Consider the following 22,579-nt stretch of genomic DNA (forward strand, 5'->3'; position numbering starts at 1 on the left):
TCTTTCAGTGTTTGTTGGACATCAGGGAATTGCCGAACGGGTCCACGCCCAGCGTGGTGCGCAGCGAGCCGACATCCGACTCCGTGAGGCCGTCCGCCTTGTTGCCCCAGTTGGAGCGCACAAAGGTCAGCACGGTGGCGATATCGCGGTCGCTCAGCGAATCGCTGAAGTCCGGCATGCCGCCACGGCCTTTCAGCAGCACGGCCGCGACGTCGGTGCTTTTGCCCTGCACGAATTTGCTGCCCGCCAGTGCCGGGAAGGCGCCCGGTATGCCTTTGCCACTGGACTGGTGGCAGGCCGCGCAGTTCTTGAGGAACAGCGCCTTGCCATCCACCTCCTGTGCTTGTGCAGGCGACAGCAGCATCGCCGCCGCCACGGCCATCATTGATGCGAGTTTCATGCGCTGGCCCTTTCATGGATCCTGGCGATCTGCTGCCACGCCGATTCAATCGCCCCGGCCTGCCAGCCGGTCAGATAGCTCAGATGCTCGCCGGCCAGCAGGATGCGGCCCTCGCCTTCCAGCAGCACCGGATATGCCGCAGCGCGCGTCTTGTCGGTCCACTCGGCCCAGCCGCCCAGGTTGTACTGCACGCGGTGCCAGGCCACCGAGAACGCCGTCTCAAAGTTCTCGGTGTACTGCGGGAAGATCTTCTGCCCTGCCGCCAGCGCAAAATCGGCGCGCTCTTTCAGCGACAGCGCGCTGGTCTCGATAGCCGCCGTCTGGTACTGGTAGTAACCAAGCAGCACGCCCTTGTTTTTCTGGAAGCCATACGAAGGCACCGAGATGGTGTTGATGCCTTTCAGGTCAGTCATGATGTGGCCACCGTAGATATGGTCATCCTCTTCCCAGAAGCGGCGCTTCATCTGCAGCCCGATCTTGCCCACCGGCGCATACGCCACCGAGGCGACCGCCTGCTTGAATTTGTCCGAGAAATCGGTATCGATCTGGCGCAGCACCGACAGCGGCATCGCGCACAGGCAGTAGTCGGCGCTGATGGCGCTGAGCTTGTTGCTGCCGGTGTCCTTGTAAGTCACCGTCACGCCCTTGTCGTTCTGACGTATGGTCTGTACCTCCGCCTTGTAGCGGATGTTCTTGCCGACGCGTTTTTCAAATGCCTTGGCAATCGCGTCCATGCCGCCCACGGGCTGGAACATGGTGTTCTGCATCGGGAAATCCTGCACCGCGCTGTAGACGTGGCCCAGCTTCGACGCCAGCAAATCCTTGAAGCCCAGCGGATCGGATGGCGTGCCCGCTCCCGGCGACAGGCCCGCACCTGGATTCACCGCGTAGCCACGGCCACTGCGGCCCTTGTATTGCAGCTCGCCCGGTGTCAGCGCGCCTTCATGCGCCAGATAGTCCAGCAGCAGGCGCTGGTCATCTTCCGTCAGCGCCTGGTCCAGCTGATGGTTCTTGACCGACTTGGCCAGCAGCTCCGACACATGGCCGCGCATATCGGCCTTGACCTCTTTCACGCGCAGGCGCTTGCCGGCAAACGGTCCCGCGTTTTCCGAGTAGACGTAAGCATGGTCGTTATCGTTGACCATGACTTCCAGCGGCACCTCAAACAGCTTGGTGTAGTGCAGCGTCGATTGATGGTGCAGCGGGATACGCCAAGGACCATGATTGATGTAGTGGCCCTCGTCAAACGCGCAGATCTGTTTTTCGCCACCCAGCTCCGTCAGGCTGAAACCCTTGCGCGCGGTCTGGCAGCGGCCACCGGCAAACGCACGCGCTTCCAGTATCTGCACCTTGTAGCCCAGCTTTTCCAGCTCATAGGCCGCCGTCATGCCGGCCAGGCCAGCACCCAGTATCAGCACCTTCCTGCCTTTGCCGCTGCCGCTCAGCGCCGGTGGCGCCGACGCCGTCGAGGCGATGCCCATGCCCCAGGCATTCATGGTATTCAACAGCAAGCCGGTGCCGCCCACGGCGGCAGCCCGGTACAGAAAATCCCTCCTCGTTAATGCGCTAAACGATTTAAACGGTTTTACTGTTTTACTATCCATCTGCTTCCTCACCAGTCTGCTGAAAGATCCTTGGGCGACTTGCTAACCCATAGCTCCTCTTTAGCAAACGGCGTGCCACAGCATGGTCAAAAAATAAACCTGTTTCGCCGCAGCGCGCTGCGTGCGGCCAGACCGCAAACAAGGTTGGATAAGCGAACAGACTTTATTCGCAGGCACGCTTTGGCGCACGACAACGCGCCGCACCTTAACGATGCAGCGCGCAGCGTGATGCACAGCGTTGGAAAGGATTCAGTTGACGAAGCTGGCGACGCCCTGCGTAGTAGTACGCACTGGCGCCGCCATCGGATGGCAGGCGTGGAACTGCATGGGAGAAGACGGATCGAGAAAATAGACCGTCTCCATATCTTCGGGATCGTAAGCGAGCTTGATATGCCAGGCGCCGCGCAGGCGCGCACGTTCGAACCAGCGCTCGCTGATGGCGCGCGCGCACGTGTACAGGCGGTTGAACAGCGCAATGCCATCACTGGTCACGCTGGCCTGCGCCACCGGCATCAGGCTACAGCGGATCAGATGCTCAGGATAGATCTTTAATCCGCCCGCACGGTGTTCGCGGCCCCAGTCCCACAACTGGCGCGGCGTCGCCTTGCCCGCATGCGCCAGCGGCTGGCGGTTGTTGTAGTACAGGATGCAGTCGATGATGATGCGCGTGAACTGCTCCACATGCATGACGCCATCAAGCCGGCATGGCGCGCCTTGTGCGTCCGGCGCCAGCAGGCGGAAGCGCTTTTCCAGCACCGGGCGCCAGTCATCCGGGCCATCGTCGGACGCCAAGCAGCGCAGATTGAAATTGTTCAGCAGCGGATCGCCGTTCCAGCCCGATGTCAGCGCCGGCCTGACATGCAGCGTGTCCGGCAGATGGCGGCACGGCCACTGCTCCGCTTCGATGTGGCGGCCATACTGCTGGCTGTAGCGCTGCTTGTCAGCGCCGCAGTTAGCCAGTGCCAGCATGGCCTGCGGCCACTGCGCCGCGCCAAAGCCCACATACAGGCCGCACACCAGCCGGCTGAAGATATCCGTGACCACATACAGCAAGGGACGTCCTGCAAGCTGCTGGCGGTCCGCGCGCGACACCAGCTGCACGTCTGCGCGCACCACGTCCAGATAAAAGCCGGCGCCGGGCCGGCCCGGCGGCAGCCGGCACGCGTCCAGCGGCGGCTGCAGCGCTGGTGAAGGTGTCATTCCGGCCGGACGGCGCGCCACTTCCGGCGGCCGGTCGTCGTCGTGATCGAGCCAGTAGTTGAACTGGCCGAAGGTAGGAATCGCGCTGACCGGGCCGGACGTCAGCACGCGTCCCGTCTCCGCATCGATGCGGCGCTCGACAAAGAAATCCGCCAGCATCTGCTGGTAGGCGCCCAGCCGCGAAAACCTGGCATTGGCGGCCGCATAGCAAGCCGTGGCGACGCGAAAGGTGCGGCGTATCTCCTCGTCCGCATTCAGGCCGGCGCCTTCCTCTGCGGCGTTCTTGCGCGGCCGGCCGCGCTTGACATCGGCCGACGACTGGCGCACCTTGCCCCGTCCACCGGAGTTGCCGTAATCCGGCAGCAGCGCATTGGGCGTCTGCCCGCGCTGCCAGTAGCGGCGCAGATAGCGGTAAATGGTGGGGTGCGAGACGCCATGCGCCGCCGTCGCCAGCGACACCATCTGGCCGCGCTGGCGCGCTTCGAAGATCTGCGGTTCCTGCGCCACCAGCGGCGCGATGATCTGCCACGCGCGGGCGCGCAACTGCAGATGCTTGGGCGGCAGCAGCTCCTGGCTCACCACCATCAGATAAGGATCGGCCGCCAGCACGCTGGCGTGGCCGGCCTGGATATCAGCCAGCAGCACCGGCAGCGGCACCAGCTCCACCTCCGCCGACACCGCCGCCACGTCAAACACATAGGCGTGGCCCTGCCCGGGAGCGATCCACAGGACGCGAACGGTGCGCGGCGACGGATGCGTATAGTGCAGCAGATCATTCCGCAATAGCATCTACCCTCCTGATAAGAGAATCTGTTGCTATCACGGATGCAATAAGCGGGCCAGCCCCGGTGCGGGCCGGTGCGCCCTATGGCGCCGTCACCACCGTGGCGAATCGCCGTGACGTCGTGGTGCATTGCAGCACGCGCCGCGCACCGGCCAAGTGCACGCAGGCCGGAATGAAAACGGGGCCTTGCGGCCCCGTGGTGTTTAGTACTTCTTCGACTTCGGCTTGGCGCCCGGCACCGGCTTCTTCGGCGGCGTGTGCTTGCCCGATTCCGGCGGCATGCGGTCAGCCTGGCTGATCTTCAGCTGCGCACCGCCGACCCAGACCTTGCCCAGGTTGCGGAACATGTCTTCCGGCATACCGTCCGGCAGTTCCAGCATGGTGTGGTTATCGAAGATCTCGATGCGGCCGATGTACTTGGCTTCCAGGCCGGTTTCGTTGGCGATGGCGCCGACGATATTGGCTGGCGTGATTTCGTTGGCACGGCCCACTTCAACGCGGAAAGCCGTCATCGGCACGGAGACTTTGTTTGGCTTGTCTTTTTTCTTCTTGGCCGGCGCTTCTTCCACGTCTTCCGCAGCGGCGCGCACCGTCTTGTCCAGCGGCGAACCGGCTGGCTTGGCGGCGCGGGCCGGCACTGGCTTGGCAGCGCGGGCTGGCGCGGCAGCTGGCGCCGGTGCTGGCGCACCTTCGCCATCCACGCTGATGCGCAGTGCCTGGCCGGCGACACGGATGCCACCCATCATTTCAAGCGCGTCGCGGCTCAGCGTGTCCGGCATATCCAGAACGGTGAAGTCGTCAAAGATCTCGATGCGGCCGATGTTCTTGGAGTCGATGCCACCTTCGTTGGCAATCGCGCCAACGATGTTGCCCGGCTTGACGCCGTGCTGGTAGCCCACTTCGATGCGGTAGGTGCGCATGCCTGGCTCGGACTCGCGCGGGATGCGTTCCTTCTTGCCGAAACGCTCGCTGCGGTCAGGACGGTCACCACGGTCGCCGCGGTCAAAGCGATCGCCGCGTTCCGGACGATCGAACGATGCGCTGGCGCGCGCCGGACGCTCTTCCCACTGGGTCTGCTGTTTTTTATCCAGCAGCAGCGGCACGTCGCCACGCGCCAGCTTGGCCAGCGCGGCGGCGATTTCCAGCGCAGGCACATTGTGTTCCTGCTCGAAGGCCTCGATCAGCGACTGGAACTGTTCCAGGCCGCCTTCCGCCAGCGTGTCGGTAATCTGCTGCTTGAATTTGGCGATACGCACATCGTTGACCGCCTGGATGGTCGGCAGTTCCAGCTGGCCGATCGGCTGGCGCGTGGCGCGTTCGATCATCTTCAGCAGGCCTTTTTCACGCGGCGTGATGAACAGGATCGCCTCGCCGCTACGGCCGGCGCGGCCAGTACGGCCGATACGGTGGGTGTAGCTTTCCGGATCATGCGGCACGTCGTAGTTGACCACGTGCGAAATGCGCTCCACGTCCAGGCCACGGGCGGCAACGTCGGTCGCCACCAGGATGTCGATTTTGCCGTCCTTGAGCATCTGCACGGTGCGCTCGCGCTGCGCCTGCTGGATGTCACCGTTGATGGCGGCGGCCGAGAAGCCCCGCGCCTGCAGCTTCTGCGCCAGTTCCTCGGTACCCAGCTTGGTGCGCGAGAAAACGATCATGCCGTCGAAGTTCTCGGCTTCCAGGATGCGGGTCAGCGCGTCGAGCTTGTGCATGCCGGACACCAGCCAGTAGCGCTGGCGGATGTTTTCATTGGTGCCGGTCTTGGCCGCCACCGTGATTTCCTTCGGATTGCGCAGATAGGTATTGGCAATGCGGCGGATCGCCGATGGCATGGTGGCCGAGAACAGCGTGGTCTGGCGCGACTCCGGCGTCTCTTGCAGGATGCGTTCGACGTCGTCGATAAAGCCCATGCGCAGCATTTCGTCGGCTTCATCCAGCACCAGCGTCTTCAGCTTGGACAGGTCCAGCGAACCTTTATCCAGGTGGTCGATCACGCGGCCTGGGGTGCCGACCACGACATGCACGCCGCGGCGCAGCGCCGACAGCTGCGGGGCGTAGCTTTGGCCACCGTAGATCGGCAGCACGTGGAAACCAGGGATATGGGCGGCGTAGGTCTGGAACGCTTCGGCGACCTGGATCGCCAGTTCGCGCGTCGGCGCCAGCACCAGCGCCTGTGGCGTGGTCTGTTTGATATCGATGCGCGCCAGGATCGGCAGCGCAAAGGCAGCGGTTTTACCGGTACCGGTCTGGGCCTGGCCCAGCACGTCCTGGTTATTCAGCAGCAGGGGAATGGTCGCGGCCTGGATAGGCGATGGCGACTCGTAGCCGACGTCATTGAGCGCTTTAAGCAGCGGCGCGCCAAGATCGAGGTCGGAAAAAAGGGCAATTGGGGATACTGGGGATGCAGACATGGCGTCACTCACAAAATTGTTCGAATCGCCTAATTGCGAAAGAAATTGTTGCGTAGTTTACTCTGTCTGGGCCGAACAGGCGGTTTTTTACATGATTTCACGCTGAAATGCAGGCTTTTTGCGAGCAGCCTATAGTGAAGACTTTGTCGTTTCCGGAGCACATCCCATGCGTATCCTCGTCACCGCCGCCCTCTTCGCCGGCACCGCGTCTGCCGCCTCATATGGCCTACAGCTGGAAGGTTTTACCTATCCGCATCCCGTCCACAAGTACAGTTTCGCCTCGCAGGGCCTGAACCTGCAGATGGCCTACATGGACATCGCGCCGACCGGAGCGGCCAATGGCAAGACTGCGCTTCTCCTGCACGGCAAGAACTTCTGCGGCGCGACGTGGGAACAAACCATCACCGACTTGACCAGGGCCGGCTACCGCGTCGTGGCGCCGGACCAGATCGGGTTCTGCGCTTCGTCCAAGCCGGAGCACTACCAGTACAGCTTCCAGCAGCTGGCAGCCAATACGGACGGACTGCTGAAAAACCTCGGCATCAAACAAGCCGTCGTGATCGGCCATTCCACCGGCGGCATGCTGGGCACACGCTATGCGCTGATGTACCCGGACGCCGTTTCGCGCCTGGTGCTGGTCAATCCGATCGGACTGGAAGACTGGAAGGCGCTGGGCGTGCCAGCTCCCAGCGTCGATCAATGGTATGCGCGGGAACTGAAACTGTCGGCCGACAGCGTGCGCGCCTACGAACGCGCTACCTACTACAGCGGCAACTGGAAGCCCGAATACGAAAAATGGGTGGACATGCTGGCCGGCCTGAACGCCGGTCCGGGCCACAAACTGGTGGCGTGGAATTCCGCGCTGATCTACGACATGATCTTCACACAGCCGGTGGTCTACGAATTCGCGCTGCTCAAGGTGCCCACTACGCTGCTGATCGGCACCGCCGACACCACCGCCATCGGCAAGGATGTTGCGCCGCCGGACGTCAAGGCGAAGCTGGGCCATTACGATGTGCTGGGCAAGGAGACGGCGAACAGGATACCGCAGGCGCGGCTTGTGGAGTTCAAGGGCATGGGACATGCGCCACAGATGGAAGACCCGGTGGTCTTCCATCGCACCCTTCTGGAGGAACTGCAGAGGAATTGAATCGTTGAATCGGTTAACGTAACGCAGAGAAGACGGAGGTGGAATCCGTCTTCTCTCTTGCACCGCCCAGGCCCGAAGGGTCCGGGGCGGTACGTCCGGCACTAGCTTAAATTACTTGCTGGCAGCTGGCGCTGAAGCGGCTGGCGCTGGGGTCGAAGCAGTTGCCGATGCCGAGGCGCTGGCGGCTTTCTCTTTCTTGTGATGCTTGCTGGCTTTCTTGGCAGCTGGTGCCGATGCTGCCGGAGCCGATGCGGCTGGCGTCGAAGCGGCGGCGGATGCGGATGCCGAAACGGCTGGAGCTTGAGCGAAAGCAGCGGAAGCGAACAGGCCGGCGATCAGGGTAGCGATAACTTTTTTCATGATTCAATCCTCGATTTGGTAAATTTAGTTTATACGGTTTATATCGTTAATTACTTGACTGCCGGTGCTGCGGCTACCGCTGGATTGGCGGCTGGTGCTGGTGCTGCTGCGGCGGCTGGCTTGGCTTCCGCAGTCTTGGATTCTTTAGCCTTGTTGTGATGGGCTTTGTGTTTGGCGGCTGGTTTCGCTGCGGTTTGTTCCGCTACGGCCGGTTTGGCTTCAGGTGCGGCTGCAGGAGTGGCAGGCGCTTGAGCGAATGCTGCGGTTGCGAACAGGCCGGCGATCAGAGTAGCGATTACTTTGGACATGATTAATTCCTTTTCGGAGTTTCGGCATCAGGACAATTCCTGTGTCGCATGAGCAAAAAACGCGATGGCCGATCACCCAGTTGACGGCCATTACAATTTCTTACAATCACTACCGATCAGGGCACAAGGCCTTAGTCTTCCTTCTTTTTACGCACCGTATCGGACTGCTCCTGTGCCGGTCTGGTGGCCGGTGGCGGCGCCACTGGCAGCGGAAGACCCAGCAGTACCATGACCAGAAATACCGGCAGCAGCAGGTAGAATAAAGGTCGTCGCCAGTTGAGTTTGAATTTCCACATGGCTGGCATATGGCGCTGGACCTGGCTTTATCAATAAGACAATCAAGGTTTTACATCGTCCTTGAGCGCCGCCAGCGCCATCTTCTCCACCAGCCCCGGGGCGATGAGTTTCATCCAGCGACCCAGCTTGCCTTTGGCCGACATCACCACCTCGCGGCGACGCGACGCCATGCCCTCGACAATGAGTGCGGCGCACTGCTCCACCGGCATCGCCTTGTCTTCTTTGAGGCTGCTGCTGCCCAACTGGCCACCGGCCGCATTGAAGCCGCGATGGCGTATCTGCGTCGCCACCACGCCCGGATAGGCCGTGGTCACGCTGACACCGTATGGCTTCATCTCAATCCGCAGCGCTTCAAAGAAACCGCCCATGGCAAACTTGGTGGCGCTGTAGGCGGTGCGCCCCGGCACGCCCACCAGGCCCGCCAGCGACGACACCGCCACAATGCTGCCGCGCGACTGCTTCAGGTAAGGCAGCGCCGCATGCGTGCACCAGACGCTGCCCCACAGATTAATCCGCATCAGCTCCTCGTACCATGCAAGGTTCTCCACTTCCGAGAACAGCGCGTGCGCCGAACGGCCGGCGTTGTTTATCAGCCCATCGATGCGGCCAAAGCGCGCCACGCAAGCGTCGATCAGGGCCACGCACTGCGCCTGCACCGACACATCGGTCGGCACCACCAGTGTCTGCGCACCGGATGCGGCACACTGCGCCGCCACCTGCTCCAGCATTGCCGAGTTGCGCGCCGCCAGCACCAGCGCCACGCCGTTGCCATGCTGACGCGCCAGCTGCCGCGCGATTTCCGCGCCGATGCCATCCGAAGCGCCGGTGAGAATGATGGTCTGCATAGGTCTCCTTTAGTTTGTGATTTACAGTAAGATTACCGCCTTCTGCACCACACTATGGAGTAAACATGCGTCTTCCAGTTATCGCCCTGGCTGCCGGCCTCGCCCTGCAAGCTCACGCCCAGCAACCTGTTGTCGCCGAAGCACCATTACGCGCGCACCTGTCGCTGCTGGCCGATGATTTGTTCGAAGGCCGCGGCACGGGCCAGCGCGGCGGCGACCTCACCGTGCGCTACCTGGAAACGCAAGCGGCCGTGCTGGGCCTGAAACCGCTGGCTGATGGCAGCTACCGCCAACTGGTCAAGGCCGAAGGCAGCAAGCTGCTGCCGGGCAGCTTCGCCCGCTTCACCACAGCGGGCGGCAAGACGCTGTCGCCCGTCACCGGCAACGACATCCTGATCGGCACCATGGGCGGCAAGGAGCACGTCAACATCGACGCGCCTGTGGTGTTTGTCGGCTACGGCGCGGTCGCCCCGGAAGAAAAATGGGACGACTACAAGGGCGTCGACATGAAGGGCAAGGTGCTGGTCATGATGGTCAACGATCCGCAGCCCACCGCCGAAGAACCCAACCGCTTTGCCGGCAAGGCCTACACCTACTACGGCCGCTGGATGTACAAGTACGAAGAGGCGGTACGCCAGGGCGCGGCCGGCGTGCTGCTGATTCACACCACGCCGTCGGCATCGTATGACTGGAGCGTGCCCGCCACCAGCTTTGCGCACGAGCGCTTCCACCTGGCCGGCAGCGGCAATCCGCTGGAAGGCTGGCTGCAGGAAGACACGGCACGCGCCCTGTTTGCCGCTGGCGGCTTTGACCTCGACCAGCTGCGCGCCGCCGCCGAGCGCCGCGACTTCCGTCCGGTCGACCTCAAGCTCACCATGCATGCGGAAGTCAACAGCAAGATCCGCCAGATCGAGCAGTACAACGTGGTCGGCATCGTGCCAGGCACGGACGCCAAACTGAAAGCCGAAGCCGTGGTCTACTCGGCCCACTGGGACCACCTGGGCATCGACGAGAACAAACAGGGCGACAACATCTGGAACGGCGCCATCGACAATGCCTCCGGCGTGGCCGCGCTGCTGGCCATGGCGCAGGAAGCGGTCAAACATCCGGCCAGGCGCAGCCAGGTGTTCCTGTGGCCGGCCGGCGAGGAAACCGGCTTCCTCGGCAGCAGCGCCTACATCCGCAACCCGGCCTGGCCGCTGGACAAGACCACGGCCGACCTCAACCTGGACAGCATGAACTTCGTCGGCAAGACGCACGACATCGGCGTGGCCGGCGCCGAGCGCAGCAGCCTGTACGATGCGGCCGCCGTGGTGGCCAAAAAGATGGGCCTGAAACTGGCGCCGGCGATTCCCGACCTGTCGGGCGCCTACTTCCGCGCCGACCATTTCAGCTTTGCCAAGGCGGGCGTGCCGGCGTTTAACGTCGGCTCGGCCGTGTTCTCGGGCGATGGCTACTTTGACTTCGTCAAGGACCAGGACAAGTCGCGCGCACGCCTCATGGCGTTCAAACAAGACTACCACCAGCCCAGCGATGAATACCACGCCGACTGGGACCTGTCGGGCATGGTGCAGCAGGCGCAGTTCACGCTGAACCTGGGCTATGAAGTGGCCAACGCACCGAAAATGCAAACCTGGAAGGCAGGCGACGCCTTCAGCAAAGTAAAACGTTAAAAAACTGCCACACGGAAACGGAGCGTAACCGCCTATAATTCAGGCAGTTCACCTTCCAAGAGGTCTCTCCGTGTGGCTTAATGTTTTAACCATGTTGCGGCGCGGTTGCGGCATTGCGGCTGCCATTGCAACCAGTCTGCTGCTGGCCGGCGCGGCGCAGGCAAGCACCTTCAACTTCAACGGCAGCAATGTGGTGCCAACCTGTCCACTGACGGGCACCACCTATAACTGCGCCGCGCTGCCCAACGCCAACGACACCGACGTCATCATCATTGCCGGCGGCTACACGGTGCAGGTGAGTTCGGCCGTCTCATTTAGCTACAACCAGAGCCTGCAGATGAGCGGCACCGCCACGCTGCAAACCACGGGCAGCGGCAACCTCAACATCGCCGACATGAACCCGGCCAATCTGGCGGTCAGCGGCGGCACCTTCACCGCCGGCGGCAATTTCAAGATCGGCAACCAGGCGCAGACCATCATCGCCAACGTCAACGCCGCCACCATGACCATCGGCAGCGGCTCCGCCACCAAAATCACCGGCACGCTGACCGCCAGCGGCCAGATCGACCTGGGATCGCACGCCACCATCGTCGGCCCGATTTCCGCGTCTGCCGTGACCAGCAATTCACCGGTATCGCTGACCGGCGATGTCACCGCCACCAGCTCGTTCCAGCTGGCGTCCGGCAGCACGCTGAAAGGCAACCTGACCGCGCCCACCGCCACGCTTGATCCATCGTCCATCACCGTCACCGGCAACATCACGGCCAACAACTCGCTGACCATCGGCAGCGGCAACACGGTCAACGGCACGGTCAAGGGCGGCCAGCTGACGATGGCCTCGGCCAATGTCACCATCAACGGCGGCGTCACCATGACCGGCGACATCGACATCGGCTCGGGCGGCACCATCAATGGCGACGTGGTGGCGCGCAACGTCAACACCCACTCCAGCAATGCCTTCATCAAGGGCAATGCGGCGGTCAACTCCATCTACATCGACTGGAATAGCGGCGTCACCAAAACCATCACCTGCACCGGTCCTGGCGCGGCGCAGTGCAGCTGCGTCACGAAGGCCGATCCCAACTACCAGCCGACCTGCGGCGCCGCGCCGGCCGGCGCGCCGCACCACTTCCAGATCAACCACAGCGGTTCAGCCCTGACCTGCCAGCCGCAGACGGTGACGGTGACCGCCTGCGCCAACGCGGCCTGCACCGCGCCCAACTACACCAGCAACGTCAACGTCACCCTGCAACCGGGCGGCAAGACCTTCACCATCAGCGGCGGCGTCAACAGCGCGGCCACCGTGCAGAGCGCCACCGCAGGCACGTTCACGCTGTCGGCGGCGGCGAGCGGCGTCACCAATGCCACCACGTGCGTCAATAGCGGCAGCGGCGCCGCCTGCGATATGGTGTTCAGCGGCACCGGGCTGGTGGTCAGCGGCAGCAATCACGTGTCGATGGCTTCCGGCGCGCAAGTGACAATCCAGGCCCTGACCGCATCGGCGAGCAATCCGCAAAGCTGCGTGCCGCTGGTCGCCAACCAGGCCACCAATATCACCATGTCCTGCAGCTACAGCGATCCGGTGGCCAGCAAGGCGGCAGCGGTGCCGGTCAAGATCGGCAATACCAGCCTCAGTTGCAGCAATAACAGCACCGCCAGCATCCCGTTCACGTTTGATGCCAATGGCCTGGCCACCAATACGCTGCAATATGCGGAAGTGGGCCGGGTGACGCTGACGGCCAGCTATGCGACCAGCGCGCTGAGCGCGACCGGCAATGGCGACTTCATTGCCGCGCCAGCCAGGCTGCTGCTGACCGCCGTCAACGCGGCCAACACGGTGACCATCGGACCGCAGCCGCTGGCAGCGCCGCTGACGGGCATTTTCGCCCGGGCCAGCGAGCCGTTCTCGCTTACCGTCACTGCGGTGAACAGTCTCGATAACCCCACCACCAACTTCGGCAAGGAAAATACCCCGTCGCTGGTTGTCATCAATCCGGTCATCAATCAGACCAGCGCGAATCCGGCCAGCACCAAAAGCTATACCCAGGGCGTGCTCAAGGCAACCTTCCCCGCCTTCAGCCAGGGCCGCAGCACCGCCAGCGCCAGCTTCAATGACGTCGGCTATCTCCAGCTGGTGCCCAGCCTGGGCAGCGCCGCCAACAACAGCACGAACAATTACTATCTCAGTACGCCACTGGCCAGCTTCCAGACCACCGGCCAGCAATACGTCAGCCGCTTCATTCCCGACCATTTCGATACGGCTCTGCTGACCACCACCGAGATCAACAATCTGGTGCAAAATCCGCAGATCGGCCTCACCATGAGCTGCATCTATAACAACCAGTCCTTGCCGGCCGGCGTCAATCCCTGCAGCGGCGGCGCCACCAGCTTCATCAACTCGAAGCAGTTCTTCTTCATGAAAGTGACCGCCTATAACAGCGACTCGCCGCCGACACCGACGCTCAACTACACGGGCGCACTGGCCAGTCCGGTGACCATCAGCGCCTGGAGCAGCAATGGCGGCACGGTGGCCGCCGACGGCGCCGTCGGCTGGAGCGCCGGCAACAGCGCGACCCGCTTCAACTTCAGCAACGGCGTCGGCAATCTGGCCAGCCCCGGCCCTGGCAGCCCCAACCTGCCGTCCTTTACCTTCACTTACGCCTACCCGGCCAAGGACGTGCCGCCCGCCACCATCTACCTGCGCGCGGCCGATACCGACAACGCCAGCTCGCAGCGCACCACGCCCGCCAGCTCGGTCGAAGCGCCGCTGTCCGTGGTCAGCGGCCGCCTGCTGGTGTCGAACGCCTACGGCTCGCCCACCGCGCCATTGCCGGTCAGCGCCACCGCCCAGTACTTCATGCCCGGCGGCTATGTGTTCAATCCGCAGGTCACCACCAGCGGCAATGGCAATATCAGTACCGCGATCACCTTTACCAACTGCCAGAACGGCCTCGATACCAGCAGCAATAACAGCCACACCTGTCCATCCACGCTGACGCTGGCCGACAACAACGCCGCGCTGTCGCTGAATGGCGGCCGCGCCACGTTCCGCCTGGCTGCGCCCTCGCCTACGCTGACGCGCAATGGCTCGGTCGATGTGCGCCTGAATACGGTCGTCAATGGCAATACGGTCGAACTGATCCCTTATCTGCCCAGCAGCACGGGCCGCGAAACCTTTGGCATTTACCGCTCCGGACCGGTGGTCTACACGCGCGAGGTGTATAACTGAGCGGCGCTGCAAACCAGCGCAAAACGGAGTACGATGGCCGCTTTCTGACCTACCCACCAAGGAGCACCATGGAAACCAACGCACAGTGGATTGATGTTGAAACCAGCGACGGCAAGTTCGGCGCCTACCTGTCGCTGCCGCGCGGCGGCAAAGGCCCGGGCATCGTGCTGATCCAGGAAATCTTCGGCGTCAACCAGCATATCCGCAATGTGGCCGATCAGTATGCGGCCGACGGTTACGTAGTGCTGGCGCCGGACATGTTCTGGCGCCACGGCGCCCGCATCGAACTCGGTTATGACGACGCCGGCTGGAAGCGCGCGGTGGAACTCATGAATGCCACCGACTTCGCCACCGCCCAGCAAGACATCGCCGCCACCATCAAGGTGCTGCGCGGGCTGGACGCCGTGGGCAGCGCCAAGGTGGCCGCGCTCGGCTTCTGCTTCGGCGGCCGCCTGTCCTACCACACGGCCGCCAATGGCCTGGTGGATACGGCCGTGGCCTACTACGGCGGCGGCATCCAGAACGCGCTGGACCGCGCGCCGGAAATCAAGGTGCCGGTGCTGATGCATTTCGGTGCGGCCGACAGCCATATTCCAATGGACGCCGTAAAGAGCATCGCCGAGCGTTTTGAAGACAACGAGCAGGTCGAAATCCACGTCTACGACGGCGCCGAGCACGGCTTCAACTGCAACCACCGTTCGTCCTACAACCAGCGCGCCGCAGCCGAAGCCCACGGCAACACGCTGGTCTTCCTGAGCGAACAGCTCTAAGCCTGCGGCTGCGCCTTCAGGCGGCGCAGCTGCAAGGTCACGCCTACCAGCAACAGCAGGAACATGACGCCGGTGATCGCTTGCAGCTCCGGCGCCTCGGCGCTCGGCAACCACGGCGCGCCCAGTGGCAGGCGCGTGCTGGTTTCCGTCACGGCCGGCACCATGTGGAAGAAAAACGTCAGCGAATAACTGATGGTCGATACCTGCACCGAGCGGCGGCCAAACCTTCTCCGGTCCGCCAGCCAGGCCAGCCCGAGCACCAGCAAGGTGATGATGCCCAGTATATGCGGCTTGCCAAAACCGCCGTGCTGGTAAATACCGAAGCCGGTCACGCAGGTCAGCACCGTGGTCCAGATATAGACTTTGCCCAGCACGCTGGCGGGATCAATACGCTGGTCGCGCACGAAACCGGCCAGCGCCGCGCCGACCGCAACCAGGCTGATAAGCGTATGAATGACGCCCAGGTAAGTCAGGCCGTAAATCATGGCAGCTCCTTTCAGTGTGTGTAGGCTGATCGTACACACTATTGCTGCCGTGGTCTTACCACTAAAGAGCTATTGCCGACTGCGTTAAAATGGCGGCATCACACACAAGGAATGCGCATGGCCCGCCTGAAACTGGACTTCCCGGACGAGTTGTTTATTTTTTCCACGCAGCTCACGGTGCGCGTCACCGACATCAACGGCGCCAACCATCTGGGTAACGACTCGATGGTTTCCATGATCTCCGAAGCGCGGGCGCGCTTCCTGTTCGAGTATGGCGTGCAGGAGACGGGGCAGGATGGCACTGGCATCATCATCACCGACCTGGCCACCACCTACCGCGCCGAAGCGCATGCGCGCGACCAGCTGGTGTTCGAGGTCGGCGTGATGGACTTCAACCAGTACGGCGGCGACATCATCTTCCGCATCACGCGTCCGGGCGACGGCAAGCTGGTGGCCATGGCCAAGTACGGTTTTGTCTTCTTCAATTACAAAACCAGCCAGGTCACGCCGATGCCGCCGGAGTTCCTGGCCAAGTTCCCCAAGGCTAACCGCCTGGACTAGGCAATCAGCGCTTGGCGACTTTAGGAACGATGGATTTGTTGAACCAGTCGTCCAGCATCTGCTTCTCGTAGCGCAGCGGGTCGCTGTCGAAGTAGCCGCCCAGGCGGCCCTGGTAGTTCATGTTCGACAGCTGCTCGTCGCCGCTGCGCAGCACCTGGCCATCCTGCTCCAGCGTGTACTTCAGATGCATATGCGGCCAGTCGGCGCCGCCATTCATGATGCGGATATCGTCGCCGGCGCGGCGTGGATACAGACGGCCGGCCAGGTCAATGTCCAGCACTTCGATCTTCAGCGACTGCCCGGCGGGCAGTTTCTTGTCCAGCGTCTTGAAATAATCGCTAAAGTCCTTGAGCGTGCGCTCGCGGTCAATCGCGTTGCGCGGCATATCGGTGTAGTCGTCGGCCTTGACGTAGGTGACAGTCACTTGCGCCAGCGCGGCGCTCGAGGCCAGCAGCGCCACAGCGGCCGCCAGCACGGTACGGGGATTCAGGCGCATGATGCGGCTCCTTCTTGAAGTCTATGCAAACAATATAGCCCTTTTCCCCACCCCACGCCCGGGTTGAAGCGATTTGTTACCAATCAACGGTTTGGTGTCGTTCTGTATCGCTTTGTATCGCAATGTCACAGTCCTGTCATACCAAATAGCTAATATTGCCGCCGTCGAAGCCCAGCCACTGCTTCGCATGATGCCCTCTGCCAGGCACATGGAACGGCCACAACTACAACAGGATTCCTTCTACCATGACCGAGCAACTCGATTCCTCCCGCCGTAGCCTTCTGAAATTCTTGTCCAGCGCCCCCTTGTTGCCACTGGCTGGCGGCAGCGCCACCGCGGCCCTGCTGTCCGCATGCGGCGGCGACACGGCCGCCCCTACCGCCCAACTGATGTCCGTCAGCTTCTCGGGCATGGCGGCGCCGACCCTGGCCGACGCGCCAAAAATGGCGACCACCGCCGTGGCTTCGGCCATGCAGGCCCTGTACTCGGACGGCAAGACCGTCCCGTACAACCTGGCTTACCAGACCTTCTTCATCACCGGCGCGCAAGTGCCGAACGGCAGCGGCGGCACGATTCTGGCCGGCGGCTACTACGACATCAACAACAAGCCGATCGTTGACAAGACGGACGCCAATTCGCGCCAGTTCTTCTCCGACTGCCCGGACGGCACCTCGCTGCTGAAACTGGCGTCGACTACCGTCAGCGGCATCAAGGGCAACGCCGTGTTCGCCGTGGTGCAGTTTGAATACGCCACCCGCAACGTCAAGGGCGATTCCATGTACGGCATGCTGCCGTCGCCTATCGCCATCCTGACGCTGGACCAGGACAAGGCCACCGGCGCGCTGTCGCTGGTGAAGTACCACAACGTCGATACCAGCCCGGCCAACGGCCTGTGGATCACCTGCGGCGCCAGCCGTTCGCCATGGAACACCCACCTGTCGAGCGAAGAGTACGAGCCGGACGCCACCACCATCGAGAAGAACACCCAGTTCGCCAATTTCAGCACCAACCTGTACGGCGACGCCACCAAGGCCAACCCTTACCATTACGGCCACCTGCCGGAAATCACCGTCAACGCCGACGGCACCGGTTCGTGCAAGAAGCACTACTGCCTGGGCCGCATCTCGCACGAGCTGGTGCAAGTGATGCCGGACGAACGCACCACGCTGATGGGCGATGACGCCACCAACGGCGGCCTGTTCATGTTCATCGCCGACAAGGCGCAGGACCTGTCGAGCGGCACCCTGTACGTCGCCAAATGGAACCAGAAGACCACCGACAACGGCGGCTCGGCGACGCTGACCTGGATCAAGCTGGGCAGCGCCACCAGCGCTGAAATCAAGGCCCTGGCCGACAAGCTCAAGGCAGCCGACATCATGGAAGTGAAGACCAGCGATCCGTCGGACGCCAGCTTCACCAAGATCCCGTTCAGCGGCACCTACAACTGGATCAAGATCAAGCCAGGCATGGAGAAGGCCGCGGCCTTCCTGGAAACCCACCGCTACGCAGCGCTGATGGGCGGCAGCATGGGCTTCACCAAAATGGAAGGCACCACCGTCAACGCCAAGGACAAGATCGCCTACTCGGCCATCGCCGCGATTGGCTCGGCCATGACCAACGGTTCGGGCGGCATCGCCATCAAAGGCCCGGCCGCCGGCGCCGTCTACGCGCTGAACATGAAGGGCGGCCAGATCGACACCAAGGGCACGGCCATCAGCAGCGAATGGGTCCCGGTCGACATGGGCGCCGTACCGGCCCTGCTCAGCGAAGACCTGGCCACGCCTGATGCACTGGGCAACAAGGCCAACGCGGACAAGGTCGCCAACCCGGACAACATCAAGTTCTCCGAGAAACTGCGCACCCTGTTCATCGGTGAAGACAGCAGCACCCACGTCAACAACTTCCTGTGGGCCTACAACGTCGATACCAAGGCGCTGACCCGCATCATGTCGACGCCGTCGGGCGCAGAATCGACCGGCCTGCACGCGGTCGACGACATCAACGGCTTCGCCTACATCATGAGCAACTTCCAGCACCCTGGCGACTGGGAGTCGGTGCACAGCAAAGTGCAGGCCACGCTGGATCCGCTGATCCGCGCCAACTACCGCGACCGTTACGGCGCGGCAGTCGGCTACATCACCGGCTTCCCGGCACTGAGCTTCTAAGTCTTTCCTTCCTTAGTTGATTCCGCCCGCAAGCGTTCCGGCGCTTTGCGGGTTTTTTTGTACCATGGCCCACACCACCAGCAGCAGCGCCAGCACCGTCAACGCCGCACCGGCGTACATCACGGCGGCGTAGCCGAGGTTGGCATTCAATACCGCCGCGCCCATCGCCGCACCAATCGCATTGCCCAGGTTGAAGGCGCCGATGTTGACCGACGATGCAAGGCCCGGCGCTTCGGTCGCAGCACGCATCACGCGCATCTGCACCGGCGGCACCAGCGCAAAGGAAGCGATCCCCCACACCAGCAGGCCCGCTGCTGCGCCCAGCTGCGTCTGCGCTAGCCACGGAAACGCAATCATGGTGGCCGCTTCCAGCAGCAGGAAGCCAATCAGCGTCTTGTCGATCGAACGGTCGGCCAGTTTGCCGCCCAGCGAATTACCAATCGTGAAGCCAATGCCGATCAATGCCAGCATCGCCGTGATGAACCCTGGCGATGCATGGGTGAAGGATTGCAGCGTCGGATTGATATAGGTGTACAGCGCGAACATGGCGCCCGAAGCCAGTACCGTGGTCAGCAAGCCTTGCAGCACGACTGGACGCAGCAGCACTTTAAGCTCCTTGCGCACATTCGGCGCCTTGCCTGCGCTGCCTTCATGCAGGAACAGCATCAGTGCCGTCATGGCCAGCAAGCCCAGCGCGCCTATCGCACCGAAAGACTGGCGCCAGCCCATGACGTCGCTAAGCCAGGTCGCAGCGGGCACGCCGCCGATATTGGCAATCGTCAGGCCAAGGAACATGGTTGCCACGGCGCTCGCCTGTTTATCGCGCGGCACCAGGCTGGCCGCCACCACCGAGCCGATACCAAAGAAGGCGCCGTGGGTCAGGCTGGTGATGACACGCGCCACCATCAGGCTGGCGTAGCCCGGAGCCAGCGCCGACAGCACGTTACCCAGGGTGAAAATCGCCATCAGCGCAATCAGCGCTTTGCGGCGTGGCCAACGGGCCAGCAGCAGGGTCATGATCGGTGCGCCGATGGTAACGCCGATCGCGTAAGCCGACACCAGCAGGCCGGCCGTGGGAATCGAGACGTTGACGCCTTGTGCAATCGTCAACAGCATGCCCATCGGGCCAAATTCGGTAGTGCCGATGCCGAACGCGCCGATGGCCAGCGCCAGCAGCGGCAGCGCAGCGCCAGGTTGTGAAGAAGTGTGTGTGTTCATTTTGGGTTCACCGGAAGAGATTTCTGATGAACGCATTATGCGGCGCCGACTTTCCCAAATAAAGTGCATAATCCTCAAAATACTTTTGCTGAATTTGGAAAAATGAAACTGGCCCTCGATGAACTTTCCGTGTTTCTGGCTGTGGTGGACAGCGGTTCGCTGACGGCAGCCGCCGAGCGTCTGGGGCAGCCGGTGTCCACCATCAGCCGCCTGCTGGCGCGGCTCGAGGACAAGCTCCAGACCACGCTCCTGCGCCGTACCACGCGACGGCTCGACCTGACCGACGAAGGCCATGATTTCGTCAAGGATGCGCGCGCCATTCTGGAATCGGTACGGGTGGCGGAAGACCGGGCGATGGAGCGGCGCGGCCAGCTCGCCGGCCCCTTGCGCGTGGATGCAGTGACGCCCTTCATGCTGCATGTGCTGGTGCCGCTGATGCCGGGCTACCGCGCACTGCATCCCAAGGTGGAACTCAACCTGAGCAGCAACGAAGGCTTTATCGACCTGCTGGAACGGCGCGTCGATCTGGCCATCCGTATTGGTGAACTCAAAGACTCAACCCTGTACAGCCGCCTGCTGGGACATAGCCGCATCCGCCTGCTGGCCAGCCCCGGCTACCTGCGCCGGCGTGGCGTGCCGCACACCGTCGCCGACCTGGCGCAGCACGAGCTGCTCGGCTTCAGCGAACCGGAAATTCTGAACCAGTGGCCGTTGCTGCATCCGGATGGCAAGCCGGTACGTATCACGCCTACACTGGCTTCCGCCAGCGGCGAAACCCTGCGCCAGCTGGCCTTGCAGGACATGGGCATCGTCAGCATCTCGGACTTCATGAGCGCGCTCGACGTCAGCGCGGGCCGGCTGGTGGAGGTGCTGCCGCAGCTGATGCAGGAAAAACTCAAGCCCATCCACGCCGTCTACTACCAGCACTCCACCGTCTCGGCCAAGATCGCCTCGATGGTGAATTATCTGGCCGAGGCGATGCGCGTACCCGAAACCGTCTGGCCCAGCCTGACCACCCGCTGAGGCGCGATCTGGCGCACTGGCCTGCCCTGCTGCGGTTGACGCTCCAGCTGGAAGAATCCGACTTCCGCCGTCAGCGCCTGCGCCTGTTCCTGTAACGCGGCGGCGGCGGCAGCGGCTTCCTCCACCAGCGCGGCGTTCTGCTGGGTGGTCTGATCCAGGCCCACCACCGCGTCGTTGACCTGCGTGATGCCGGAGCTCTGCTCGCGGCTGGCCTGCGCGATTTCGCCGATGATGTTGGTGACCCGGTTCACGCTGTCCACCACCTGCTGCATGGTCGTGCCGGCGTCCTCCGCCAGCTGGCGTCCCACATGCACCTGGCCGACCGAATCATCGATGAGCGCCTTGATTTCCTTGGCCGCCGTTGCCGAGCGGTGCGCCAGGCTGCGGACCTCGGTCGCCACCACGGCAAACCCGCGTCCCTGTTCCCCTGCGCGCGCCGCTTCCACTGCCGCGTTCAAGGCCAGGATATTGGTCTGGAAGGCGATACCGTCAATCACACCAATAATTTCGCTGATGCGTTTGGAGGCGTCACTGATGGACTGCATGGTCGATACCACGCGGCTTACCACCTGGCCGCCTTGATTGGCCACGGTCGAGGCCTGCCCCGCCAGCGTATTCGCCTGCGCGGCATTTTCAGCATTCTGGCGTACGGTCGACGTCAGCTCTTCCATCGCTGACGCGGTTTCTTCCAGCGAGCCGGCCTGGGATTCGGTGCGCCGCGACAGGTCCATATTGCCGGTCGCGATTTCGCTGCTGGCCGTGGCAACCGAGGCGGCGCTCTCGCGCACCGCATGCACCACGCGATGCAGGCGGCCGTTCATTTCATCCAGCGCCTGCAGCAGTTCCGCCGTTTCATCACGGCCGGTGATCTGAACCTCATTGGCCAGGTTGCCCGCTGCGACATTCTGCGCCACCTTCACCGCCGACTGGATCGGCACGATGATGCCGCGCGTGATGGCATACGCAATCCAGGCGCCAAAGGCGACAGCGCACACAGTGATGCCGAGCAGCGCCATCCACGCATGGGTGTAAGCGACATGCGCCTGCTCCACCGCTTCACGGTTTTGCCTGACCTCGATGTTTACCAGTTCGGTCAAGGCCGCCGTCCACTGGTTTTGCACTGGACGCAGTTCCTTGATGAGGACACGCGTGGCCGCATCGTTGTCGTTGGCCAGGCCGAGCTTAAGCACCTTGGCGACGATAGGCTCGGAGGCTTTGGCGGCCGTATCGGCTTTTTCAAGCGCGGCTGCTTCATCGCTGCTGGCCTGCACCTTGCTGAAGATGCCGCGCAGTTCGGCGTCATAATTCGCATACTTGCCGGACTGGCGTTTAACGCGTTCCGCTTCGGGCTGCATCTCTTCGTCCGTTTGCAGCAGCACGACATTGCGCAGCGCGATCATGCGGTCGTCAACGGTGGCCCGCATTTCCGTGGCCAGCGACGATTCCACATCATTGACCGAAATGATGTCCTGCATGCGCTGCTCCATCTCGCCCATGCGGTTGATGCCAACGCCCGCCACGCCGATCACGATACAGAGCATCACGCCAAAGGAAGCCGCCAGACGCGTGCCGATTTTGTAGTTACCGAGTTTCATAGCTA

The 22,579-nt window shown here is 62.8% G+C and carries 19 protein-coding genes; 7 read left to right on the forward strand and 12 right to left on the reverse strand.

The window, feature by feature from the left end:
- Positions 1 to 4: 4 nt before the first annotated feature.
- From GTP58_RS10055 to GTP58_RS10070, 4 genes are all read right to left on the reverse strand, one after another.
- Positions 5 to 400 carry a cytochrome c gene (locus GTP58_RS10055; RefSeq protein ID WP_161077417.1) on the reverse strand — a complete coding sequence of 132 codons (396 nt, stop codon included), beginning with the start codon at positions 398 to 400 and terminating at the stop codon, positions 5 to 7.
- A complete protein-coding gene (locus tag GTP58_RS10060) occupies positions 397 to 2,004 on the reverse strand; it encodes a flavin monoamine oxidase family protein (RefSeq protein ID WP_161077418.1) in 1,608 nt (535 codons plus the stop codon). Before GTP58_RS10060 ends, GTP58_RS10055 begins: the two co-directional genes overlap by 4 nt.
- Positions 2,005 to 2,253: 249 nt before the next feature.
- The gene (locus tag GTP58_RS10065) at positions 2,254 to 3,993 is read right to left on the reverse strand and encodes a Mu transposase C-terminal domain-containing protein (RefSeq protein ID WP_161077419.1); all 1,740 of its coding nucleotides are present in this window, start codon (positions 3,991 to 3,993) and stop codon (positions 2,254 to 2,256) included.
- A gap of 198 nt (positions 3,994 to 4,191) precedes the next feature.
- A complete protein-coding gene (locus tag GTP58_RS10070; RefSeq protein ID WP_161077420.1) occupies positions 4,192 to 6,399 on the reverse strand; it encodes a DEAD/DEAH box helicase in 2,208 nt (735 codons plus the stop codon).
- A gap of 118 nt (positions 6,400 to 6,517) precedes the next feature.
- Here GTP58_RS10070 and GTP58_RS10075 point away from each other — a divergent pair, with 118 nt between their 5' ends.
- Positions 6,518 to 7,549 carry an alpha/beta fold hydrolase gene (locus tag GTP58_RS10075; RefSeq protein WP_373924734.1) on the forward strand — a complete coding sequence of 344 codons (1,032 nt, stop codon included), beginning with the start codon at positions 6,518 to 6,520 and terminating at the stop codon, positions 7,547 to 7,549.
- A 111-nt stretch (positions 7,550 to 7,660) separates the two neighbouring features.
- Here GTP58_RS10075 and GTP58_RS10080 read toward each other — a convergent pair whose 3' ends face one another.
- The 4 genes from GTP58_RS10080 to GTP58_RS10090 form a co-directional block, all read right to left on the reverse strand.
- Positions 7,661 to 7,909 carry a hypothetical protein gene (locus GTP58_RS10080; protein ID WP_161077422.1) on the reverse strand — a complete coding sequence of 83 codons (249 nt, stop codon included), beginning with the start codon at positions 7,907 to 7,909 and terminating at the stop codon, positions 7,661 to 7,663.
- A 50-nt stretch (positions 7,910 to 7,959) separates the two neighbouring features.
- Positions 7,960 to 8,217, reverse strand: coding sequence for a hypothetical protein (locus GTP58_RS10085; RefSeq protein WP_161077423.1), 258 nt, complete (start codon positions 8,215 to 8,217; stop codon positions 7,960 to 7,962).
- Positions 8,218 to 8,348: 131 nt separating this feature from the next.
- A complete protein-coding gene (locus GTP58_RS31050) occupies positions 8,349 to 8,513 on the reverse strand; it encodes a hypothetical protein (RefSeq protein ID WP_202413623.1) in 165 nt (54 codons plus the stop codon).
- A 42-nt stretch (positions 8,514 to 8,555) separates the two neighbouring features.
- Positions 8,556 to 9,359, reverse strand: a complete 804-nt coding sequence (locus GTP58_RS10090; RefSeq protein ID WP_161077424.1) for an SDR family oxidoreductase — start codon at positions 9,357 to 9,359, stop codon at positions 8,556 to 8,558.
- A 65-nt stretch (positions 9,360 to 9,424) separates the two neighbouring features.
- Here GTP58_RS10090 and GTP58_RS10095 point away from each other — a divergent pair, with 65 nt between their 5' ends.
- From GTP58_RS10095 to GTP58_RS10105, 3 genes are all read left to right on the forward strand, one after another.
- Positions 9,425 to 11,032 (forward strand): M28 family peptidase, encoded by a 1,608-nt coding sequence (locus tag GTP58_RS10095; RefSeq protein WP_161077425.1) that lies wholly within the window; start codon positions 9,425 to 9,427, stop codon positions 11,030 to 11,032.
- 91 nt (positions 11,033 to 11,123) lie between these two features.
- Positions 11,124 to 14,261, forward strand: coding sequence for a polymer-forming cytoskeletal protein (locus GTP58_RS10100; protein WP_161077426.1), 3,138 nt, complete (start codon positions 11,124 to 11,126; stop codon positions 14,259 to 14,261).
- Between the two features lie 68 nt (positions 14,262 to 14,329).
- On the forward strand, positions 14,330 to 15,031 hold the full coding sequence (locus tag GTP58_RS10105) for a dienelactone hydrolase family protein (protein WP_161077427.1): 702 nt from the start codon (positions 14,330 to 14,332) through the stop codon (positions 15,029 to 15,031).
- Here the strand turns inward: GTP58_RS10105 and GTP58_RS10110 are convergent.
- Positions 15,028 to 15,516 (reverse strand): hypothetical protein, encoded by a 489-nt coding sequence (locus tag GTP58_RS10110; RefSeq protein ID WP_161077428.1) that lies wholly within the window; start codon positions 15,514 to 15,516, stop codon positions 15,028 to 15,030. The two genes, GTP58_RS10105 and GTP58_RS10110, sit on opposite strands and share 4 nt — an antisense overlap.
- Before the next feature lie 117 nt (positions 15,517 to 15,633).
- Here GTP58_RS10110 and GTP58_RS10115 point away from each other — a divergent pair, with 117 nt between their 5' ends.
- Positions 15,634 to 16,077 (forward strand): thioesterase family protein, encoded by a 444-nt coding sequence (locus GTP58_RS10115; RefSeq protein WP_072786976.1) that lies wholly within the window; start codon positions 15,634 to 15,636, stop codon positions 16,075 to 16,077.
- 4 nt (positions 16,078 to 16,081) lie between these two features.
- Here the strand turns inward: GTP58_RS10115 and GTP58_RS10120 are convergent, their stop codons facing one another.
- Positions 16,082 to 16,573 (reverse strand): DUF3016 domain-containing protein, encoded by a 492-nt coding sequence (locus GTP58_RS10120; RefSeq protein ID WP_161077429.1) that lies wholly within the window; start codon positions 16,571 to 16,573, stop codon positions 16,082 to 16,084.
- A 245-nt stretch (positions 16,574 to 16,818) separates the two neighbouring features.
- Here GTP58_RS10120 and GTP58_RS10125 point away from each other — a divergent pair, with 245 nt between their 5' ends.
- The gene (locus GTP58_RS10125) at positions 16,819 to 18,738 is read left to right on the forward strand and encodes a PhoX family phosphatase (RefSeq protein WP_161077430.1); all 1,920 of its coding nucleotides are present in this window, start codon (positions 16,819 to 16,821) and stop codon (positions 18,736 to 18,738) included.
- A 12-nt stretch (positions 18,739 to 18,750) separates the two neighbouring features.
- Here GTP58_RS10125 and GTP58_RS10130 read toward each other — a convergent pair whose 3' ends face one another.
- On the reverse strand, positions 18,751 to 19,956 hold the full coding sequence (locus tag GTP58_RS10130; protein WP_161077431.1) for an MFS transporter: 1,206 nt from the start codon (positions 19,954 to 19,956) through the stop codon (positions 18,751 to 18,753).
- 102 nt (positions 19,957 to 20,058) lie between these two features.
- On the opposite strand from GTP58_RS10130, the gene GTP58_RS10135 reads away from it, so the two are divergent.
- Positions 20,059 to 20,979, forward strand: a complete 921-nt coding sequence (locus GTP58_RS10135; RefSeq protein WP_161077432.1) for a LysR family transcriptional regulator — start codon at positions 20,059 to 20,061, stop codon at positions 20,977 to 20,979.
- On the opposite strand, the gene GTP58_RS31720 is transcribed toward GTP58_RS10135, so the two are convergent.
- Positions 20,919 to 22,574 carry a methyl-accepting chemotaxis protein gene (locus tag GTP58_RS31720; protein ID WP_161077433.1) on the reverse strand — a complete coding sequence of 552 codons (1,656 nt, stop codon included), beginning with the start codon at positions 22,572 to 22,574 and terminating at the stop codon, positions 20,919 to 20,921. The genes GTP58_RS10135 and GTP58_RS31720 overlap by 61 nt on opposite strands.
- Between the last annotated feature and the right edge of the window lie 5 nt (positions 22,575 to 22,579).

Origin of the sequence: Duganella sp. CY15W (assembly GCF_009857555.1) — a bacterium.
Taxonomy (GTDB): Bacteria; Pseudomonadota; Gammaproteobacteria; order Burkholderiales; family Burkholderiaceae_D; genus Rugamonas; species Rugamonas sacchari.

What these genes read in the sequence shown, in the direction of transcription:
- GTP58_RS10055 (WP_161077417.1), bottom strand. Translation starts at nt 400, where the DNA reads ATGAAACTCGCATCAATGATGGCCGTGGCGGCGGCGATGCTGCTGTCG.
- GTP58_RS10060 (WP_161077418.1), bottom strand. Translation starts at nt 2,004, where the DNA reads ATGGATAGTAAAACAGTAAAACCGTTTAAATCGTTTAGCGCATTAACG.
- GTP58_RS10065 (WP_161077419.1), bottom strand. Translation starts at nt 3,993, where the DNA reads ATGCTATTGCGGAATGATCTGCTGCACTATACGCATCCGTCGCCGCGC.
- GTP58_RS10070 (WP_161077420.1), bottom strand. Translation starts at nt 6,399, where the DNA reads ATGTCTGCATCCCCAGTATCCCCAATTGCCCTTTTTTCCGACCTCGAT.
- GTP58_RS10080 (WP_161077422.1), bottom strand. Translation starts at nt 7,909, where the DNA reads ATGAAAAAAGTTATCGCTACCCTGATCGCCGGCCTGTTCGCTTCCGCT.
- GTP58_RS10085 (WP_161077423.1), bottom strand. Translation starts at nt 8,217, where the DNA reads ATGTCCAAAGTAATCGCTACTCTGATCGCCGGCCTGTTCGCAACCGCA.
- GTP58_RS31050 (WP_202413623.1), bottom strand. Translation starts at nt 8,513, where the DNA reads ATGTGGAAATTCAAACTCAACTGGCGACGACCTTTATTCTACCTGCTG.
- GTP58_RS10090 (WP_161077424.1), bottom strand. Translation starts at nt 9,359, where the DNA reads ATGCAGACCATCATTCTCACCGGCGCTTCGGATGGCATCGGCGCGGAA.
- GTP58_RS10095 (WP_161077425.1), top strand. Translation starts at nt 9,425, where the DNA reads ATGCGTCTTCCAGTTATCGCCCTGGCTGCCGGCCTCGCCCTGCAAGCT.
- GTP58_RS10100 (WP_161077426.1), top strand. Translation starts at nt 11,124, where the DNA reads ATGTTGCGGCGCGGTTGCGGCATTGCGGCTGCCATTGCAACCAGTCTG.
- GTP58_RS10105 (WP_161077427.1), top strand. Translation starts at nt 14,330, where the DNA reads ATGGAAACCAACGCACAGTGGATTGATGTTGAAACCAGCGACGGCAAG.
- GTP58_RS10110 (WP_161077428.1), bottom strand. Translation starts at nt 15,516, where the DNA reads ATGATTTACGGCCTGACTTACCTGGGCGTCATTCATACGCTTATCAGC.
- GTP58_RS10115 (WP_072786976.1), top strand. Translation starts at nt 15,634, where the DNA reads ATGGCCCGCCTGAAACTGGACTTCCCGGACGAGTTGTTTATTTTTTCC.
- GTP58_RS10120 (WP_161077429.1), bottom strand. Translation starts at nt 16,573, where the DNA reads ATGCGCCTGAATCCCCGTACCGTGCTGGCGGCCGCTGTGGCGCTGCTG.
- GTP58_RS10125 (WP_161077430.1), top strand. Translation starts at nt 16,819, where the DNA reads ATGACCGAGCAACTCGATTCCTCCCGCCGTAGCCTTCTGAAATTCTTG.
- GTP58_RS10130 (WP_161077431.1), bottom strand. Translation starts at nt 19,956, where the DNA reads ATGAACACACACACTTCTTCACAACCTGGCGCTGCGCTGCCGCTGCTG.
- GTP58_RS10135 (WP_161077432.1), top strand. Translation starts at nt 20,059, where the DNA reads ATGAAACTGGCCCTCGATGAACTTTCCGTGTTTCTGGCTGTGGTGGAC.
- GTP58_RS31720 (WP_161077433.1), bottom strand. Translation starts at nt 22,574, where the DNA reads ATGAAACTCGGTAACTACAAAATCGGCACGCGTCTGGCGGCTTCCTTT.